The 17,735-nt window shown below is 72.6% G+C and carries 16 protein-coding genes; 10 read left to right on the forward strand and 6 right to left on the reverse strand.

Features of this window, described 5'->3' with window-relative positions; all coding sequences use genetic code 11:
* Nucleotides 1-136 precede the first annotated feature (136 nt).
* Genes ABZ801_RS36775 through ABZ801_RS36785 form a run of 3 tightly spaced genes read right to left on the reverse strand, consistent with a single transcriptional unit; the run spans nucleotide 137 to nucleotide 3,198 of the window.
* Complete coding sequence (locus tag ABZ801_RS36775; protein WP_360707306.1) at nucleotides 137-1,381, reverse strand: class I SAM-dependent methyltransferase; 1,245 nt, start codon at nucleotides 1,379-1,381, stop codon at nucleotides 137-139.
* Nucleotides 1,362-2,012, reverse strand: coding sequence for a dTDP-4-dehydrorhamnose 3,5-epimerase family protein (locus ABZ801_RS36780; protein WP_360707309.1), 651 nt, complete (start codon nucleotides 2,010-2,012; stop codon nucleotides 1,362-1,364). Before ABZ801_RS36780 ends, ABZ801_RS36775 begins: the two co-directional genes overlap by 20 nt.
* Nucleotides 1,996-3,198: a DegT/DnrJ/EryC1/StrS family aminotransferase gene (locus ABZ801_RS36785; protein WP_360707312.1), complete on the reverse strand. Its 1,203-nt coding sequence runs from the start codon at nucleotides 3,196-3,198 to the stop codon at nucleotides 1,996-1,998. Before ABZ801_RS36785 ends, ABZ801_RS36780 begins: the two co-directional genes overlap by 17 nt.
* Before the next feature lie 274 nt (nucleotides 3,199-3,472).
* Between ABZ801_RS36785 and ABZ801_RS36790 the strand changes: the two genes are divergently transcribed.
* Together ABZ801_RS36790 and rfbB are read left to right on the forward strand one after the other, a co-directional pair.
* Entirely contained in the window at nucleotides 3,473-5,077 is a 1,605-nt protein-coding gene (locus tag ABZ801_RS36790; RefSeq protein ID WP_360707315.1) for an MFS transporter, read from the forward strand.
* A gap of 244 nt (nucleotides 5,078-5,321) precedes the next feature.
* Nucleotides 5,322-6,389 (forward strand): dTDP-glucose 4,6-dehydratase, encoded by a 1,068-nt coding sequence (gene rfbB / locus ABZ801_RS36795; protein ID WP_360707317.1) that lies wholly within the window; start codon nucleotides 5,322-5,324, stop codon nucleotides 6,387-6,389.
* 39 nt (nucleotides 6,390-6,428) lie between these two features.
* Here rfbB and ABZ801_RS36800 read toward each other — a convergent pair whose 3' ends face one another.
* Nucleotides 6,429-7,148: a class I SAM-dependent methyltransferase gene (locus ABZ801_RS36800; RefSeq protein ID WP_344954818.1), complete on the reverse strand. Its 720-nt coding sequence runs from the start codon at nucleotides 7,146-7,148 to the stop codon at nucleotides 6,429-6,431.
* 160 nt (nucleotides 7,149-7,308) lie between these two features.
* On the opposite strand from ABZ801_RS36800, the gene ABZ801_RS36805 reads away from it, so the two are divergent.
* The gene (locus ABZ801_RS36805) at nucleotides 7,309-8,346 is read left to right on the forward strand and encodes a glucose-1-phosphate thymidylyltransferase (protein ID WP_360707322.1); all 1,038 of its coding nucleotides are present in this window, start codon (nucleotides 7,309-7,311) and stop codon (nucleotides 8,344-8,346) included.
* Between the two features lie 40 nt (nucleotides 8,347-8,386).
* Here the strand turns inward: ABZ801_RS36805 and ABZ801_RS36810 are convergent, their stop codons facing one another.
* Nucleotides 8,387-8,761, reverse strand: coding sequence for a YciI family protein (locus tag ABZ801_RS36810; RefSeq protein ID WP_344954987.1), 375 nt, complete (start codon nucleotides 8,759-8,761; stop codon nucleotides 8,387-8,389).
* 181 nt (nucleotides 8,762-8,942) lie between these two features.
* On the reverse strand, nucleotides 8,943-10,031 hold the full coding sequence (aroF, locus tag ABZ801_RS36815) for a 3-deoxy-7-phosphoheptulonate synthase (protein WP_360707325.1): 1,089 nt from the start codon (nucleotides 10,029-10,031) through the stop codon (nucleotides 8,943-8,945).
* A 312-nt stretch (nucleotides 10,032-10,343) separates the two neighbouring features.
* On the opposite strand from aroF, the gene ABZ801_RS36820 reads away from it, so the two are divergent.
* The 7 genes from ABZ801_RS36820 to ABZ801_RS36850 all read left to right on the forward strand — a co-directional run bounded on the left by ABZ801_RS36820 (nucleotide 10,344) and on the right by ABZ801_RS36850 (nucleotide 17,723).
* The gene (locus ABZ801_RS36820) at nucleotides 10,344-11,297 is read left to right on the forward strand and encodes a methyltransferase (RefSeq protein ID WP_360707327.1); all 954 of its coding nucleotides are present in this window, start codon (nucleotides 10,344-10,346) and stop codon (nucleotides 11,295-11,297) included.
* A 56-nt stretch (nucleotides 11,298-11,353) separates the two neighbouring features.
* Nucleotides 11,354-12,586 carry a cytochrome P450 gene (locus ABZ801_RS36825; RefSeq protein ID WP_360707329.1) on the forward strand — a complete coding sequence of 411 codons (1,233 nt, stop codon included), beginning with the start codon at nucleotides 11,354-11,356 and terminating at the stop codon, nucleotides 12,584-12,586.
* 61 nt (nucleotides 12,587-12,647) lie between these two features.
* Nucleotides 12,648-13,973, forward strand: a complete 1,326-nt coding sequence (locus tag ABZ801_RS36830; RefSeq protein ID WP_360707332.1) for an AMP-binding protein — start codon at nucleotides 12,648-12,650, stop codon at nucleotides 13,971-13,973.
* On the forward strand, nucleotides 13,960-14,229 hold the full coding sequence (locus ABZ801_RS36835; protein ID WP_360707334.1) for a DUF6052 family protein: 270 nt from the start codon (nucleotides 13,960-13,962) through the stop codon (nucleotides 14,227-14,229). The genes ABZ801_RS36830 and ABZ801_RS36835 overlap by 14 nt, the downstream gene beginning before the upstream one ends.
* Nucleotides 14,216-15,526, forward strand: a complete 1,311-nt coding sequence (locus ABZ801_RS36840; RefSeq protein ID WP_360707336.1) for an acyltransferase — start codon at nucleotides 14,216-14,218, stop codon at nucleotides 15,524-15,526. The genes ABZ801_RS36835 and ABZ801_RS36840 overlap by 14 nt, the downstream gene beginning before the upstream one ends.
* A 24-nt stretch (nucleotides 15,527-15,550) precedes the next feature.
* Nucleotides 15,551-16,228, forward strand: a complete 678-nt coding sequence (locus ABZ801_RS36845; protein ID WP_360707339.1) for a flavodoxin family protein — start codon at nucleotides 15,551-15,553, stop codon at nucleotides 16,226-16,228.
* A 91-nt stretch (nucleotides 16,229-16,319) separates the two neighbouring features.
* Nucleotides 16,320-17,723 (forward strand): hypothetical protein, encoded by a 1,404-nt coding sequence (locus ABZ801_RS36850; RefSeq protein WP_360707342.1) that lies wholly within the window; start codon nucleotides 16,320-16,322, stop codon nucleotides 17,721-17,723.
* The last annotated feature ends 12 nt before the right edge of the window (nucleotides 17,724-17,735 follow it).

The raw sequence follows: 17,735 nt of genomic DNA on the forward strand, positions 1-17,735 counted from the left end.
GGCCGACAAATCCCAAAAAGGACAGTCGAGACGTCAGTCAGTCGGTGGGTCAGACCCACCTGCGGCGTCACCACGAACATCATCACTGTCAGTCGTGTCCCGCGTCAGTCGTGTCCCGGGTCAGTCGTGTCCCGGGTCAGACGATGTGCACCTTGGGGACGTACAGGATCCACTTGCCGCCCTGCTCGCGGAACGCGTGCTCCTTCGCCATGATCTCCTCGGCGTGGTTCCACGCGAACAGCAGGGCGTAGTCCGGGTAGGGGCCGGCGAACGACTCGGGGGGACGGATCGGCAGGTGCATGCCGGGCGTCACCAGCCCCTGCTTGCCCGGCGTCGAGTCGCAGACGAACTCGACCAGGCCGGGGCCGATGCCGCAGTAGTTCGTCACGGTGGCGCTCTTGGCGGTGGCGCCGTAGCCGACCACCCGGTGACCGGCGGCCCGCAGGTCGCGCAGCAGATCCACCAGGTCGGCGCGGATCTGCTCCATGCGCGCGGTGAAGCGCCGCAGCCGCTCGGGCCGGTGCAGCCCCTGCTCGCGCTCCCAGGCCAGCAGCTCGGCGATCTCGGGCCCCGGCGGGCGGGCCCCGGCCCGCGCCACCGTGTACCGGATCGAACCGCCGTGCACGGGGATCCGCTCGGCCCCCACCAGCTCCAGGCCGCTGCGCGCCGCCAGCGCCTGCACGGACCGGACCGCGAACAGGTAGCAGTGCTCGTCGTAGATCTGGTCGAAGTAGGCGTTGTCGAGGATGTCGCCCAGGTAGCGGTCCTCGAACACGAAGACCCCGTCCGGCGCGAGCAGCGTGGCCGCCCCGCGGAACACCGAGCCGAGGAAGGGGATGTGGCTGACGGTGTTCGCCGAGTAGATCAGGTCGGCCGGGCCCTCGGCGGCCAGGATCTCGCGCGCCGTGGCCTCGTCGAAGAAGTCCACCCGCACCCGCACGCCCGCCGCCTCGGCGGTCTCGGTGGCCCGGCGCGAGGGGTCCACGCCGAGGTGCCGGACGCCGGCCGCGGCGATCGTGCCGAGCATGATGCCGTCGTTGCAGCCGATCTCGACGGCGAACGGGTCCGGCCCGGCCAGCTCCGTCGCGAGCAGCCGCCGCGCCACCCCGGCGAAGTGCCTGCGCATGAACTCCGAGCCGGACGAGCGGTACGGGTAGTCCGCGTGGAACATCAGCTCGCTGGGGACCTGCTCCAGCTGCTGCACCATCGCGCAGGACAGGCACACGCCCACGGCGAGGTGGAAGAAGTACTCCGGGTCGGTCGCGGCGGGGTCGCGGAAGTCCTGGGAGATCGGCTGCCGTCCCAGGTCGCACCACTGCTCGACCGTGCCGCCGCAGACGCGGCAGCCCGTCGTCGGCTCGTCACCGGCCACTCGGCTCACCCTGCCTCTCTTGACTGTGTGCGGCCTCGGCGTTCGCCAGGGCCTCGGCCTCCAGGCACCGCCCGTAGTCCGGGAGGAGCCCGGCCTCGGCCGCCTCGGCGAACGTCGGCGCCGCCGCGTCCCGGGCCGACACGACGGGGCTGACGTCCGGGGGGATCGGCAGGCCCAGCCGCGGGTCCAGCGGCGCGACGGCCAGTTCGTCGGCGGCCGCGTACTCGGTGGACAGCAGGTACGACATGACGGTGTCGTCCTCCAGCGCGACGAACACGTGGCCGACGCCGACGGGCAGGTACACCGCGCGCCCCTCGTCGGCGTCGAGCCGCACGGCCGCGTGCCGTCCGAACGTGGGGGAGCCCACCCGCAGGTCGACGACGATGTCGAGCGCACCGCCCCGGACGCAGGTGACGAACTTGGCGCCGCCGGGCGGGGTCGCGGTGTAGTGCACGCCCCTGACCACGCCGCGCGCGGAGACGCTGAGGAACGTCTGCGCCACCCGGAACGGCGGCCGTCCGGTGGCCTCCCGGAACGCCGACTGCTGGAACGGCGCGACGGTGGACCCCCGGTGGTCGCGGAAGACCGGCCGGATCAGCTCGACGGCGCCCGCGACGGCGAGTTCACGCGACCTTTTCACCGGACGCCTGCTCACCTGACGCGGGGGCGCCGGACGCACCGCGGTGGACGTCCATGGCCTCGATGAGCGTGGTGATGACCAGCGACACGTCGTCGTCGCTGAGCGCCTGGTGCAGCGGCAGGCACAGGGTGGCGCCCGCCGCCCGCTCGGCCCCGGGGAAGCGCCCGTCCCCGGCCTGGTACGCCCGCACCTTGTGCAGCTGCGGGTACCGGAACGTGGTGTAGATGCCGCGCTCGTACAGATATCTGGCGACCGAGTCGCGGACGCCCGGGTCCATCTGCACCCAGTACAGGTAGTAGGAGCTCTCGTGCCCCTCGGGCAGCGGCGGCGGGATCAGCAGGCCCGGCACGTCGCGCAGCGCCTCGTCGTAGGCCGCGACGACCTCCCGCCTGCGGGCCAGGAACTCGCCCAGCCTGCCGAGCTGGACGTGCCCGACCGCGGCCAGCACGTCGTTCATGATGGAACGGCGGGAGAACGAGGAGATCTCGAACTCCCACCAGCGGGTGCGCGACCGCATCGCCTGGTCGTAGCCGCTGGTCTGCTCCAGGCCGAAGTAGGCCAGCTTGGTCGCCCGTTCGACCAGCTCGGGATCGCGCGCGTAGAGCATGCCGCCGTCCACCGACACCGCGATCTTGCCGTGGTCGAAGCTCCACACGCCGATGTCGCCGAGGGTGCCGCAGGCCCGCCCGTGGACGCGGGACGCCTGCGCGTTCGCCGCGTCCTCGACCAGGAACAGGCCGCGGTCCCGGCACAGCTCGGCGATCTCGGCGATCTGCCCGGGATGACCCCCGTAGTGCAGCGGGAGCACCGCCTTGGTCGCCGGCGTCAGGCGGGCCGCCACGCCGTCCACGGTGGCGTTCAGCGTGCGCGGGTCCACGTCGCAGAACACCGGGCGCGCCCCGGCCGCGGCGACCGCGTTGGCCGCGCCGACGAAGCTCACCGTCGGCAGCACCACCTCGTCGCCCGGCCCGACGTCCAGCAGCCGCATCGCCAGGAAGGTGGCCTCGGTGCAGGAGTTCACCGACGTGACCTGCTCCCGGGCGACCCCGACGTGCTCGGCGAACGCCGCCTCGAACGCCGCCACCCGCGAGCCCTTGCCGATCCAGTTGCTCTCGAACACCTCGCGCACGGCCGACAGTTCCCGCTCGCCCAGTGAGGGCTGGAACACGTTGATCACTTGAATCATCCCTCCGCCACCACTGTCGCCACGGCGGGACCGCGCGCACTACTCCCCCCGTGCGCACCTGCCGCTGCGCGACCGCCCGGACGCGCCGCGTCGCACCGGCCGGTGCCGAGACGCCCGCGAAATCTCGCGGCGATGTCGAAACCGGCCCGTCCGCTCCGACCTCTGCTGCGGAGGCGCCAGACCGGGACGCCGCCGCCGGAACCTCCGCCGGCGGCGCGCGCGGGTGCCGCCGGACCGGCTCGTACGCCCGTACGCTTCGAGGAAGGAACCGCAGATGGACCCCAGTGCCGCCACCGCCTCCGGCCCCAAGGCCGGACGGCGCGAGTGGATCGGGCTGATCGTCCTGGCCCTGCCCACGCTGCTGCTGTCACTCGACTTCAGCGTGATCTACCTGGCCATCCCGCACCTGAGCACCGACCTGGGCGCCGACAGCACCCAGCAGCTGTGGATCGCCGACATCTACGGCTTCATGGTGGCCGGCTTCCTGATCACCATGGGCACGCTCGGCGACCGCATCGGCCGCCGCCGGCTGCTGCTGATCGGCGCGGCGCTGTTCGGCGTGGCCTCGGTCGTGGCCGCGTTCTCCACCAGCGCCGAGATGCTCATCGCGACCAGGGCGATCATGGGCATCACCGGCGCGACGCTGATGCCCTCGACGCTGGCGCTGATCAGCAACATGTTCAAGGACCCCAAGGAATCGGGGATGGCGATCGCCGCCTGGATGTCGTGCTTCATGGGCGGCATGGCGCTCGGTCCCGTCGTCGGCGGCACGATGCTCGACAACTTCTGGTGGGGCTCGGTGTTCCTGCTGGGCGTTCCGGTGATGGTGCTGCTGGTCGTGGTCGGCCCGATCCTGCTGCCGGAGTACCGCGACCCCGACGCCGGCCGCCTGGACATGGTCAGCGTGCTGCTGTCGCTGCTGGCCATCCTGCCCATCGTCTACGGCCTCAAGGAGCTGGCCAAGGACGGCTGGGCGGCGGTGCCCGTCGTCACGATCCTGGTCGGCGTCGCGTTCGTGCCGGTGTTCGTCATCCGCCAGCGCGGCCTCGCCAGCCCGCTGGTGGACATGAGCCTGTTCCGCAACCGCACGTTCAGCGCCGCGCTGTTCGTCGGCCTGCTGGTCCCGATGCTGCAGGGCGGCACCTACTTCCTCATCGCCCAGCACCTGCAGAGCGTCGAGGGGCTGGAGCCGATCAAGGCGGGCCTGTGGCTGGTGCCGTCCACGCTCATCATGATCTTCGCCATCGGCACCGGCACCGCGCTGGCCGCCCGCGTGCGGCCCGGCTACGTCTTCACCGCCGGACTGCTGATCGGCACCGTCGGGTACGCCGTGCTGTCCCAGGTGGACGGGCCCGACCAGCTGGTCAAGCTGTGGATCGGGTACGCGATCATGGCGCTGGGGGTGGGCCTGCCGTCCGGCCTCGGCACCGCGCTGATCCTCGGCGCGGCCCCGCCGGAGAAGGCGGGCTCGGCCTCGTCCATCTCCGAGGCCAGCGGCGAGCTGGGCATGGCGCTGGGCGTGGCGATGCTCGGCAGCCTCGCCACCTTCGTGTACCGCAGCGAGCTGTCGGGGAACGTGCCCGGCGCGGTGCCGCCCCACTCGGCCGACATCGCCGAGGACAACATCGCGGCGGCGGTGTCGGTGGCCGAGGGGCTGCCGCAGCCGCTCGGCGGGCAGTTCCTCGGCACCGTCCGCGACGCGTTCGCCGACGGCCTCGGCACCGTCGCGATCGTCGCGGGCGTCATCTTCGCCGCGCTCGCGGTGTTCAGCGCCGTCATGTTCCGGCACATCCCGCCGACCGGGAGCCAGGAGGGCGGCGACGAGGCCGCGGCCGAGGACGCGGGCGTCGGTTCGGACGCCGCGGCCGGTCCGCGGTGACCACGGTCCGGCGGGGCCGGGCGGTTCCCGGCACCGGCGGCTGACACCGGTGAGGCGACCGGGCGGGACGACGGAGCGGGAGTCCCGCCCGGTTCTCATGTCCGCTCCCGTGCATTTCCTGGCGGGTCGTCCGTGATGTGCGCGTGATCTGCGCAGTCGAGGAGATGCCGCCGTTTCGCGAACGCGCCGATGATGGACGAATGGAGACGCAGACCAAGCGACCGGTCGCCGGAGGATCGCCGCGATGAGGATTCTGGTCACCGGAGGCGCCGGATTCATCGGCTCGGAGTTCGTGCGGGCGACGCTGCGGGAGGAACTGCCCGGGTCGGCGGGGGCGCACGTCACCGTCCTGGACCGCCTGGCCTACGCGGGCAACCCGCGGAACCTGGACCCGGTGGCGGGCCACCCCCGCTACCGGTTCGTGTACGGCGACATCCGCGACCCGTTCGCGGTGGACGACGTCGTCCGCGGCCACGACGTCATCGTGCACTTCGCCGCCGAGTCCCACGTGGACCGCTCGGTCCGCAGCGGGCGCCCGTTCGTGGGCAGCAACGTGTTCGGCACGCAGGTGCTGCTGGAGGCCGCGCAGCGGCACGGCGTGGGACGGTTCGTGCACGTGTCCACCGACGAGGTGTACGGCTCGATCGACCATGGCTCGTGGACCGAGGACACCCCGCTGAACCCCACCTCGCCCTACGCCGCGTCCAAGGCCGCCTCGGATCTGGTGGCGCTCGCCTGGCACCGCACCCGCGGCCTGGACGTGGTGGTCACGCGGTGCAGCAACAACTACGGGCCCTACCAGTACCCCGAGAAGGTGATCCCGCGGTTCGTCACCAACCTGCTGGACGGCGTGCCGGTCCCGCTGTACGGCACCGGCGCCAACGTGCGGGACTGGCTGCACGTGTCGGACCACTGCCGCGGCATCCAGATGGTCATGCGGTCCGGGCGCCCCGGCGAGATCTACCACATCGGCGGCGGCACGGAGCTGACCAACGCCGAGCTGACCGCGCGGCTGCTGGAGGCGTGCGGCGTGGGCTGGGAGATGGTCGAGCACGTCGCCGACCGGCCCGGACACGACCTGCGCTACTCGCTGGACATCACCAAGATCCGCGAGGAGCTGGGGTACGCGCCGCAGGTGGGCCTGGACGTGGGGCTGGCGGCGACGGTCGAGTGGTACCGCGCGAACCGGGCGTGGTGGGAGCCGCTGAAGGCCGAGGAGGCGGCCGCCGGCCACGGCTCCCTGGACGGCGACGGCTCCCTGGACGACGACGGCACGCTGGACGGGGTGCGGCTGACGGCGCTCGGGCCCTGAGCGCGGGCCCGAGCACCGGGACCGGGTCCGGCGGCCGGGCTACCGGCGGACGCCGATGAACAGGCCCCGCCCGGTCAGGTCGTCCTCCCGGTACTCGGCGGGGCAGCCGGCGGACGCGAAGGCGGTCAGGTACTCGTTCTCGGTGAACAGCCGCAGCCGGTGGACCTGGGTGAACTCCCTGATCCCGCCGGGCTCGCCCACCAGGTAGCGGGCCTGCATGCGGATGGCGCGGCCGCTGCGCACCGAGTGCGACACCCGGGCGATGGCACGGCCGTCGGGGTGCCCCGCCTCCGCCACGGGATGCCCGTCGACGAACTTGTCCGGGAACCGCCACGGCTCCACCACCAGTACCCCGCCGGGGACCACGTGCCGCGCCATCGCGCGCACGGCGGCCCGCAGCTGGCCCACGCTCTCCATGTAGCCGATCGCGTTGAACATGCACGTCACCGCGTCGAAGCGGCGGCCGAGGTCGAAGTCGCGCATGTCGCCGTCGTGCACCGTGACGTGCGGCAGCCGCCGCCTGGCCACGTCCCGCATCGGCGCGGCGACGTCCAGCCCCTCCACATGGTCGAGCAGCTTGTCGAACGTCTCCAGGTGCGCGCCGGTGCCGCAGCCGACGTCCAGCAGCGACCGCGCCCCCGGCGATCTGTCCCGGATCAGCTTGACGAGGTATTCGGCCTCGGCCGTCCAGTCCTTTCCCCGGAGCCGGTAGAAGGGTTCGTAGATCTCGGCGAATTCCGCAGTGTACGTCTCGTCCATCGCTTTCGGTTTCCTTTCGTGGCCGCGGGCCTTCCCCGAATTCTCCGCGGCCCGGAACGGCCCGGCATCCTCCCGAGTGCCCGCCGGCGCCATTCTGCGAGAAGTGCCGGACCCGGCCCCGTGGTTAGTCTCGGTCACACGACGGAAGGGACGAATATCCATGAAGGCACTCGTGCTGGCGGGCGGCTCGGCTACCCGGCTTCGCCCCTTCAGTCACGCCATCGCCAAACAGTTGGTGCCGATCGCGGGAAAACCGGTCCTGGAGCACGTTCTGCGGGACGTCGCGGCGACGGGCGTGACCGATGCCGCCGTCATCGTCGGTGACACCGGGCCGCAGATCGTCAAGGCCATCGGTGACGGTTCCGACCTCGGGTTGAACATCGGCTACATCCGGCAGGAGAAGCCGCTGGGGCTGGCGCACTGCGTCCGGCTGGCGCGCCGTTTCCTGGGCGACGACGATTTCGTCCTCTATCTCGGCGACAACATGCTGCGGGACGGGATCGCCGGCCTGGCGCGGCGGTTCCGGGCCGCCCGCCCGGCCGCGCAGCTGCTGGTGCGCAGGGTGCCCGACCCCCGCGAGTTCGGCGTCGCCGAGCTCGGCGAGGACGGCGCGGTGCTGGGGCTGGAGGAGAAGCCCGCGCGTCCGCGCGGCGACCGGGCCGTCCTCGGCGTCTACTTCTTCACCGCGGCCGTGCACGAGGCGGTCGCGGCGATCCGGCCCAGCGCGCGCGGCGAGCTGGAGATCACCGACGCGATCCAGTGGCTGATCGCGCGGGGCGCGCCGGTGCGGGCGGTGGAGTACGAGGGCTACTGGCGCGACATCGGGCGGCCCGAGGACGTGCTGGCCTGCAGCCGCCGCTACCTGGCGGACCTGCGTCCCCGCGTCGCCGGGGACGTGGACGCGGCCAGTGAGCTGACCGGCCCGGTGGTGGTCGAGCCGGGCGCACGGGTGCGCGGTTCGCGGATCGTCGGCCCCGCGCTCGTCGGAGCCGACAGCCTGCTGGACGGCTGCCGGATCGGGCCCCATGTGGCCGTCGGCCGCGGCTGCGTGCTGCGCGGCGCCCGCGTCCGCGACTCGATCGTCCTGGACGGCACCGTGCGCATCGGCGGCCTGGCGCTCGACGGGGCACTGCTCGCCCCGGTCGCCGCCCACAGCATCCCCGGCCGCGCCGCGACCGGGCGGGATTCGCGGATATGAGAAGGGCCGCGGAGTTCCGCGCGCGGTCGGCGGAAAGGCGTTACGCGCAGTCGACGATCGGGTGAATGTCGACGGCGGCGAACCAGGTGCGGGGGAAACGGGAGGCGATCTCGGCCGCCCGTTCCGGGCCGTCGCAGTCGATCACGAAGTATCCCGCGAGATGTTCCTTGGCCTCCAGGTAGGGGCCGTCGGTGGTGGCCGGGACACCGTCGCGCACGCGGGTCGTCCTGGTGTTCACCGGATGGGCCAGCGCGGCCCCGGTGACCAGCTCACCGGATTCGGTGATCTCCTTGTGCAGCGCCTCGAACCGCTCGGTCAGCTCGCCGCGCTCGTCGCTCGACAACGCCAGGAAATCGGGATTCTGCAGGAATATCGGGTGCTCCAGGTTCTCCGGGTTGCTGTAGATCAAGAGCATGTACTTCACTCTCGACTCCTCACATCCAGGCACCGCCGCGGGCGCAGCGTAGCAGAGGCCGGAATCCGGGACCCGGCGCCGGCGGCGCGCCGCGCCGCGCCGCCGGGCCCCGGTGGAAGCCTCACCGCACAGGTCGGAGCCGAGCCGCCGTTCTCGACACCGCCGCGCGGATCACCCGTGATCACGTGGGCTCCGCCACCGCCTCCGCCAGGGGTTCGGCCGGCGCCTGCGCCGATGCCGACGCCTGGGCAGGAGCGGGCAGCCGGCGGCCCATGAACGCCGCCAGCCCGGTCAGGGTGTCGGCCAGCACCGGCAGGTCCTCGGTGACGATCGCCTGCGGGCCGTCGCACAGCGCCGTCTCGGGGTGCGGATGCACGTCCACGATGAGGCCGTCGGCGCCCGCGACGATCGCCGCCCGGCTCAGCGGCAGGACCAGCTCGCGGCGCCCGCCCGAGTGCGACGGGTCGACGACGACCGGCAGGTGCGACAGCCACTGCGCCACCGGCACCGCCGAGATGTCCAGGGTGTTGCGGGTGGACTTCTCGAACGTCCGGATGCCCCGCTCGCACAGCACGATGTCCAGGTTGCCGCGCTGGGCGATGTACTCGGCGGCCATCAGCCACTCCTCGATGGTGGCGCTCATGCCCCGTTTCAGCAGCACCGGCCTGCCCGCCGCCCCGACCGCCTGCAGCAGCGGGAAGTTCTGCATGTTGCGGGTGCCGATCTGGAGCATGTCGGCGTAGGCGGCGACCGTGTCGACGTCGTGCGCGCTGACCACCTCGGTGACGACCGGCATGCCCGTCTCGGCCCGCACGTCCGCCAGGATCCTCAGCCCGGCCTCGCCGAGGCCCTGGAAGGCGTACGGCGAGGTGCGCGGCTTGTACGCGCCGCCGCGCAGCAGCGTCGCGCCGGCCGCCCGCGCCATCCGGGCGGCGGCGAGCGTCTGGTCGGGCGTCTCCACCGCGCACGGCCCGGCGATCAGCGTCACCGTGTCCGGGCCGATCGGCACCCCGCCGACCTGCACAACCGACCGGCCCGGCCGGTGCTCGCGGCTGACCAGCTTGTACTTCGTGGAGATCCGGGTGACCGCGCCGACCCCCGGCATCGCGCGCAGGTTGAGCGAGCCGAGGCCGTCGACGTCGCCGACCAGACCGATGATGACCCTGCTGAACCCGCGGCTGACGTACGCCCGCGCGCCCGCCGCCTCCACCCGCCGGACGACCGCCTCGATGTCCCGTGGCAGGGCGTCCGCGGCCATGACTACGACCATTTCCAGCACCTTCCTGAGCCTCGTGCCGCCGGTACCGTCTGGCCCGCCCCCGCCGGAAGGCAACGACACCTGCCGAATCCTCACCCCGCCGCACACGTTCCGCATCTCCTGGATTGCGCCCTGCACACGGGACTCCGAGGCAACGGGAAAAGCGCAATTTGAAGGATGTATCGGTCTTCTCCCAGGGCCACGATCGAGATCGTTGCCCGGGCCAGTGCGGCCCGGCCTCGGGGGCGTGAGGCGAAGGGGGACACGGTGACGGCCGTTGACGGCAGCGCGCGCTTGTGGGCCATGGCCCATCTGGGAACGCCGATGGCCATACGGGTGGCGGCGACCCTGCGCATCGCCGACCACATCGCCGCGGGGCGGCGAACCGTTCCGGAGCTGGCGCGGGCGGCGGGGGCCGACGCCGACGCGCTGGAACGGCTCCTGCGGTTCCTGGTCGCCAAGGGGGTGTTCGCCCGCGACGACTCCGGGCGCCACCACCTGACCGACCTGGGCGAACCGCTGCTGGACGACCATCCCGCGCGCCTGCGGGAGATGCTGGACATCGAGGGCGCGGTCGGCCGTGCCGAGCTGTCCTTCGTCGAGCTGCTGCACAGCGTCCGCACCGGAGAGGCCGCCTACCCGGCGCACTTCGGCCGGCCCTTCTGGGAGGACATGGCGGCCGAACCCGGGCGCGCGGCGTCCTTCGACGCCCGCATGGCCGCCGACCTGGCCCGGCGGGCGCCGGGCATCGTGGCGGGCTACGACTGGGGCTCCCTCGGCCATGTCGTGGACGTCGGCGGCGGCGACGGCTCGCTGCTGATCGCGTTGCTGACCGCGCACCCGTCCCTGCGCGGCTCGGTCGTCGACCTGCCCGACACCGCCGAAGCGGCGCGCAAGACGCTGGCCGCGGCGGGGCTCGCCGACCGCGCCGACGCCGTCCCCGGCAGCTTCTTCGACCCGCTGCCCCCGGGCGCCGGGGGCTACCTGCTCTCCTCGATCCTGCACAACTGGGGCGACGAGGCGGCGCGCGCGATCCTGCGCCGCTGCGCCGAGGCGGCCGGTCCGCACGGCGCCGTGCTCGTCGTGGAGGCGCTCGGCGCGGACGGGGAGTCGCCCCCTCCCACGTTGGACCTGCGCATGCTCGCCTACTACGGCGGCAGGGAGCGCGGGCTGTCCGAGCTCGGCGCGCTGGCCGCCGACGCGGGGCTCGCCGTCGCCGGGACGCACCCGGCCGGCGAGTCGTCGATCGTCGAACTCAGAATCCCCGCACGCCCGTGAGGACCGCACCCGGCGAGACCGGGCCGGGCGGCACGGGGACGAGAACGGAGAGGCCGATGGCCGAGCTTGCGACGCGGCCCGACGAGGCGATCGCGGCACTGGTGAGCCCGCAGGGCAGACGCGACCCCTACCCCCACTACGAGGCCATCCGCGCGCACGGGAACCTGGTGCGCGTCGACGACGGGATGCTGGTCGCCGTCGGCTACGACGAGTGCGTCGCCGCGCTGCGCGAACCGCTGCTGAAGGTGCAGGACGAGAACAGCCACGACGTGATCCACCCGGGCTGGCGGGAGCACTCCTCGCTGCGCGGCTTCACCGAGTCGATGCTCTACACCAACCCGCCGGACCACTCCCGGATGCGGCGGCAGGTGGTCGGCACCTTCACCGCCAGGAGGGTGCAGGAGCTGCGGCCTGCCGTGGTGCGCCTGGTCGACCGGCTGCTCGGGCGCATGGCCGACCTCGGCGGCGGGGCGCCGGTGGACTTCATGGCCGAGTTCGCCTTCCGGCTCCCGGTCGCGGTCATCGGCGAGCTGCTCGGCGTCCCGGAGAGCGACCAGGTGTGGTTCCGCGCGGTGTCGGCCGAGGTGACGCTCGCCCTGGAGGGCATCACCGACCTGTCCAGGCTGGACCGGGCGGACGCGGCGATGGACGAGCTGTCGGACTACTTCGCCGACGTCATCGAGCGGCGCCGGCGCCGTCCCGGCACCGACCTGATCAGCGCGCTGGTCCGGGCGCACGACGACGGCGCCGACGGCGACCGGCTCAGCCGCGACGAACTGATCGGCAACCTGGTCCTGCTGCTGGTGGCCGGGTTCGACACCACGACCCACCTGCTCGGGCACGGCCTGCACACGGCGTTCGAGCACCCCGGATTCGCGGCGCGGCTGCGCGCCGAGCCGGGCTTCGCGCCCGGCTTCGTCGAGGAGACCCTGCGGTGCGAACCGCCGGTGCAGGCCACCAGCCGCTGGGCCGCGGAGGACGTCGACCTGATGGGCACCCCGGTCCCCGCCGGTACGAAGGTGCTGGTGCTGCTGGCCGCCGCCAACCGGGATCCCCGCCGCTACCCCGACCCGCACCGGTGCGACCCCGACCGTCCCGACAACAGGCCGCTGAGCTTCGGCGGCGGCATCCATCTGTGCGTCGGCGCGGCGCTGGCCCGGATGGAGGCGCAGGTCGCGCTGCCCGCGCTGCTGCGCCGCTTCCCCGGCCTCGCCCCGGCCGGTCCCGCCGTCTATCGCGACCGGTGGCTGGTGCGCGGGCACAGCCGGCTGCCGGTCGCGCTCGGCTGACACCCGCCCCTCTCACCCACCCCGTTCCCTTCTCGACCGGTCACATCCGCAGGGAGGTTCGATGACATCGCTTGAACCGGTCCAAGACGACCGGATCGGCTACTGGAATCGCAGAACCGAGACCATGCCGAGGGAGCGTCTCGCCGAGTGGCAGTGGCGCAAGCTGCGGCAGGCGCTGACGTACGCCAGGACCAACTCCAAGTTCTGGGCCGAACGGATTCCCGGCGACATCACCTCGATGGACGACTACTTCGCCCGGGTCCCGCTGCTGCGCAAGCCGGAACTGCTCGCGACCGAGCAGGCGTCGCCGCCGTACGGCACCTGGCCGTCCACCGACTCCCGGCTGGGCTCGCGGCACCACCAGACCAGCGGGACGAGCGGCAACCCCCCGGTGCGCACCTTCGACACCGCGCGCGACTGGGCCTGGTCGGTCGACACCTTCTGCACGGCGCTGTACGGCATGGGCGTCCGCCCCGGATACCGGGGGATGGTCGCGTTCGGCTACAGCCTGTTCATGGGCTTCTGGGGCATGCACTACGCGCTGGAGCGGATGGGGTGCATGGTCGTCCCGTCCGGCGGGCTGGACTCGCGGGCCCGCATCCGGCTGCTGGTGGACCTGCAGATCGAGGTGCTGGGATGCACGCCCAGCTACGCGCTGCGCCTCATGGAGACGGCCCGGGAGATGGGCGTCGACCTGGCGGCGGAGGCAAACGTCAAGGTGATCCTGGCCGGGGCCGAGCCGCGGCCGGACTCCACGACGCGGGCCATCTCCGAGGCGTTCGGCGCGCGTGTCCTCAACGCCGCGGGGACGACCGAACTCGGCGCGGTGTTCATGTTCGAGTGCCCGACCAGGCGCAACGCCTGCCACATCATCGAGTCCGGTGTCATCGAGGAGGTCCTGCATCCCGACACGCTGCGGCCCGTCGGCTACGGCGAGCAGGGCGTGCGGGTCACCACCGGTCTCGGCCGCGAGGGCATGCAGCTGTTCCGGCACTGGACCGAGGACCTGGTGGTCAGGCGGCCGTGGCACGAGTGCGGCTGCGGACGGACGTGGGACTGGTTCGACGGCGGCATCCTCGGCCGCACCGACGACATGCGCAAGATCCGCGGCGTGTCCGTCACGCCCGTGATGATCGAGGACGTCCTCCGCGCGTTCCCCGAGGTCAGCGAGTACCAGACCACGCTGCGCACCGTGCGCGGCCTGGACACCGTCTTCCTGCGGGTCGAGCCTACTGCCGACGCGGTGGGGGACCTGTCCACCCTGTGCGAGCGGATCGCCGTCGAGTTCAAACGCGAGATCGGCATCCGCCCGGTGGTGGAACTCGCGGAGACCGGCACCCTTCCCCGAGCTGAATTCAAGGCGGCGAGGCTCCATGACGAACGCTGAACTGCACACCCGGCCCCTCCCCGAGACCGGCGCCCGTGTGGAGGGCGAACTGACCGACGCCCAGGAGCGGCAGCTGCTGGAGTGCTACGCCTCGCTGCGCGAACTCGCGGGAACCTGCGACGTCCCGTCCGTGGTGGCGGCGGTGCGGGCCGCCCTGGCGGAACTGCGCGTCGCGCTCTACGGGCAGGTCATGGACTTCGACTTCTACGACATCGACAGGACGCACGCCACGGGGAGACGCGATGGCGAACACTGAGCCCCCGAGCGGCCTGGGCACGATCGCCCCCGAGGGCAGGCACCTGCCGAATCTGGAGGGGGTGCGCGGGCTCTGCGCGTCCGCGGTCCTCTTCTACCACGTCGCCTTCGCCGGCGGCCTGCTGGGAATGCTCAACGAGCCCAAGGACCCGTTCTGGGGCGTGGTGGCCTCCGGCCTGGAGGTGTTCCTGCCGCCGTTCTTCGTCCTGTCCGGCTTCCTGCTCTACCGTTCCTTCGCCCGCGCGACCATCACCGGCGCCCCCTGGCCCGCGCTCGGCAACTTCATGTGGCGGCGCGTGCTGCGCATCGTCCCCGGATTCTGGGTCGTCACCATCGTGACGCTGCTGGTGATGAACCTGCACAGCATCAACGGGATCTGGTACGTGCTGCGCCCGCTGCTGATGCTGCACTCGTTCAAGATCGAGAACTTCCCCGTCGGCATGGAACCGACGTGGACGGTGACCACCGAGTTCGCCTTCTACCTGGTCCTGCCGCCGTTCGCCTGGCTCATCGCCCGGTACGCGCGCCGCGCCGACGACCCCGTGCGGCGGGCCCGGCGGATCATGCTGCCGCTGGCCGGGTTCGTGGCGTTCGGCGTCGTCTGGCACGTGTACTGCAGCCTGCCGTCGCTGCGGCAGTCGTCGCCGTTCGGGATGTCCGACCTGACCTTCTGGCCGCCCCACTACGCCGGCACGTTCGCCATCGGCATGGCGCTGGCGGTGCTGGCGGTGCGCGCCGAGACCGCCGCGGAGCCGCCCCGCCTCTACCGCCTGGTCAGGCAGCGGCCGAACCTGTGCTGGCTCGCCGCGCTGGCGGTGTTCGCGGTCAACCTCTACAAGCCGTTCGGCCCGGCCGCGGTGCCCGACTGGTCCGGGTTCACCCAGGCCCAGATCGACTACGTCCTGTCGCTGACCTTCGCGGCGCTGTTCGTCGCGCCGCTGACCGTGCCGGGCGTGCGCTGGCGGTTCGCCGACGCCGTGCTGGCGAACGCGCCCGTGCGGTTCCTCGGGCGGATCTCCTACGGCGTGTACCTGTGGCACATGCTCGTCCTGGACGTGGCCATCGGCGAGGGCAGCATCAACGGCCGCACCGCCCCGATGGATCCCGTCGCCTACCAGGCCGCCGGGATGGACGTCGGCATGTGGCCCCTGCTGGCGATCACGTTCTTCGGCACCGTGGCGGTCGCCGCGGCCAGCCACTACCTGTTCGAGCGGCCCGTCGCCCGGCTCGGCCACCGATGGCCCCGCGCGCCGCGGCCGGTCCCCGACCCCGCGCTGGCGCCGCAGCAGACCGGCTGACCGCGACCGCAGAGAGGAACGGCCATGTCCACCACGCCGAAGAAGATCGTCGCCATCCACGGGTCGGAGCGGGCCAGGGGCAACACCCTGGACGTGCTGGAGCACGCCGCCAAGACCCTGGCCGCCCGGGGCGTCGAACTGGAGATCATCCGCCTGGCCGAGCTGCGCATGAGCCCGTGCGGGCCGTGCGGCGACTGCAACTCCCGCACCGTCCCGTGCACCGTCGACGACGACGTCCCCGAGGCGGTGCGGCGGATGGCGCAGGCCGACGGGATCCTGTACGCCGCCCCCGTCCACGGGTTCGGGACGTCGGCGCTCATGCAGATGTTCATCGAACGCTCCGGCGTCGGGTACCTGCGGTTCGAGCGTCCCCTCACCAACAAGGTCGCCGGGGTGATCGTCACCGGCCGCCGCTACAGCCACACCGAGGTGCACGGCCACCTGGTGGCCAACGTGATGCTCAACCGGATGATCCTGGTCGGCAGCGGGTTCCCGGCGATCGTCTACGGCAACCAGCCCGGCGACGCCCGGCACGACGACGAGGGCCTGGAGATGCTCGACCGGATGCTGCACCGCATGGTCGACATGATCGAGGTCCTCGCCGAGCACCGGGAGCTGACCGGCCGCGACGCGATGGCCACCGACAAGGCCAACGAACGCGACGACCGCTGGTTCGCCGCCCGCAGCTCGCCGGTGGGCTGACCCGGCGGCCCCTCCCGCCCCGACGCGAGACCCACGACGCCAGCCCCCACGACGCGAGCCCCATGACGCGAACACGACGGAGGCCCATCGAATGCCATCCAGCCTGTCGCCGTCCGACTACGACGCTTTCACCCGGCGCTACTACTCCGGCGAGGTCACCGAGGCCGACTGGCGGCGCTGGCACGCCGAGCGGCTGACCGCGGTGCTGCGGAAGGTCACCCGCCGGTCGGACTTCTACCGCGCGCACCTGTCCGGCGTCGACGTCGACGCCGTCACCCCCGACGACCTGTCCCGGCTCCCGTTCACCACCAAGGACGACCTGCGCGAGGCGATGTTCGCGGTGCTGAGCGGGCCGGTCGGCGAGGGCGCCATCTACTACGAGACCACCGGGACCACCGGCCCGCCGACGCCCTGCCCGCGCGGCCCCGAGGACATCGCCCGCAGCAACGCCCACGTCGAGGAGGCGTGGCGCCGCCTGTTCGCCGCGCACTTCGGCGCCCGGATGCCCGTGATCGCCCTGATGGGCCCGTCGGAGCTGTACGCGTTCGGCGACACCTTCGGCGAGGTGGCGCAGCGGCTCGGCGCCTGCCACGCCAAGATCTGGCCGGAGTCCAGCCGGGTCGGGTTCCGCAAGGCGCTGCGGCTGCTGAAGGAGCTGCGCGCCGAGGTCGTGGTGTGCGCGCCCGCGCTGTGCCTCAGCCTGGCCAAGGCGGCCCGCCACTACGGCTACGACCCCCGCGAGGACTTCGGGATCGAGCTGTTCCTGGTGCTCGGGGAGATCTGCACCCCCGAGTTCGCCGACAACGTGGCGTCCATCTGGGGCGCGCGGACCCTGCCCACGCTGTACGGCTCGCAGGAGGCGCTGGCCATCGCCACCGGCTGCGCCGAGGGCCGGATGCACCTGTCGGACCCGAACTACCTGGTGGAGATCCTCGATCCGCGCACCGGCGCGGTGCGCGGCCGCACCGGCACCGGCGAGCTGTGCCTGACCATGCTGATCGACGGGATCAAGCCGCTGGTGCGGTACCGCACGGGCGACCTGGTCACCGTCACCGGGCCGGGCTGCCCGTGCGGGCGTCCCGGCGCGCTGGTCGAGGTGGTCGGCCGCGTCGCCGACCGGATCGAGCTGGGCGGCGGCCGGTTCCATCCGGCCGAGATCGAGTCAGCGGTGCTGCGCGGCGTGCGGGGCTGCCTCGGCTACCAGGTCGTCATCGACACCGCGCCCGACGGCGCCGACCAGGTGACCGTCCGGATGGACCTGCTGCCGGACATCAGCGGGCCCCCGCACCAGGTGGGGGCCGGGGTGGCCGAGCGGCTGCGGGAGCTGGCGGGGGTGCGGGCCGCCGTCGTCGCCGACGGCGAGCTGGACCCGGTCACCAACACCGGCGCGTACGTCAGCTGGAAGGCCGCCCGGATCCTGGACAACAGGACCGAGCCGGACGACGCGGCGCTGGTCGCGCGGCAGGTCGCGCACCGGTACGCGATCGCCGACTGAGCACCCGGGACC

Origin of the sequence: Actinomadura sp. NPDC047616 (assembly GCF_040642915.1) — a bacterium.
Classification (GTDB): domain Bacteria; phylum Actinomycetota; class Actinomycetes; order Streptosporangiales; family Streptosporangiaceae; genus Spirillospora; species Spirillospora miaoliensis.

Bases quoted from the DNA above. Each gene is read 5' to 3' on its own strand.
- ABZ801_RS36785 (WP_360707312.1), bottom strand. From the start codon at position 3,198: ATGATTCAAGTGATCAACGTGTTCCAGCCCTCACTGGGCGAGCGGGAA.
- ABZ801_RS36790 (WP_360707315.1), top strand. From the start codon at position 3,473: ATGGACCCCAGTGCCGCCACCGCCTCCGGCCCCAAGGCCGGACGGCGC.
- rfbB (WP_360707317.1), top strand. From the start codon at position 5,322: ATGAGGATTCTGGTCACCGGAGGCGCCGGATTCATCGGCTCGGAGTTC.
- ABZ801_RS36800 (WP_344954818.1), bottom strand. From the start codon at position 7,148: ATGGACGAGACGTACACTGCGGAATTCGCCGAGATCTACGAACCCTTC.
- ABZ801_RS36805 (WP_360707322.1), top strand. From the start codon at position 7,309: ATGAAGGCACTCGTGCTGGCGGGCGGCTCGGCTACCCGGCTTCGCCCC.
- ABZ801_RS36810 (WP_344954987.1), bottom strand. From the start codon at position 8,761: ATGCTCTTGATCTACAGCAACCCGGAGAACCTGGAGCACCCGATATTC.
- aroF (WP_360707325.1), bottom strand. From the start codon at position 10,031: ATGGTCGTAGTCATGGCCGCGGACGCCCTGCCACGGGACATCGAGGCG.
- ABZ801_RS36820 (WP_360707327.1), top strand. From the start codon at position 10,344: ATGGCCATACGGGTGGCGGCGACCCTGCGCATCGCCGACCACATCGCC.
- ABZ801_RS36825 (WP_360707329.1), top strand. From the start codon at position 11,354: ATGGCCGAGCTTGCGACGCGGCCCGACGAGGCGATCGCGGCACTGGTG.
- ABZ801_RS36830 (WP_360707332.1), top strand. From the start codon at position 12,648: ATGACATCGCTTGAACCGGTCCAAGACGACCGGATCGGCTACTGGAAT.
- ABZ801_RS36835 (WP_360707334.1), top strand. From the start codon at position 13,960: ATGACGAACGCTGAACTGCACACCCGGCCCCTCCCCGAGACCGGCGCC.
- ABZ801_RS36840 (WP_360707336.1), top strand. From the start codon at position 14,216: ATGGCGAACACTGAGCCCCCGAGCGGCCTGGGCACGATCGCCCCCGAG.
- ABZ801_RS36845 (WP_360707339.1), top strand. From the start codon at position 15,551: ATGTCCACCACGCCGAAGAAGATCGTCGCCATCCACGGGTCGGAGCGG.
- ABZ801_RS36850 (WP_360707342.1), top strand. From the start codon at position 16,320: ATGCCATCCAGCCTGTCGCCGTCCGACTACGACGCTTTCACCCGGCGC.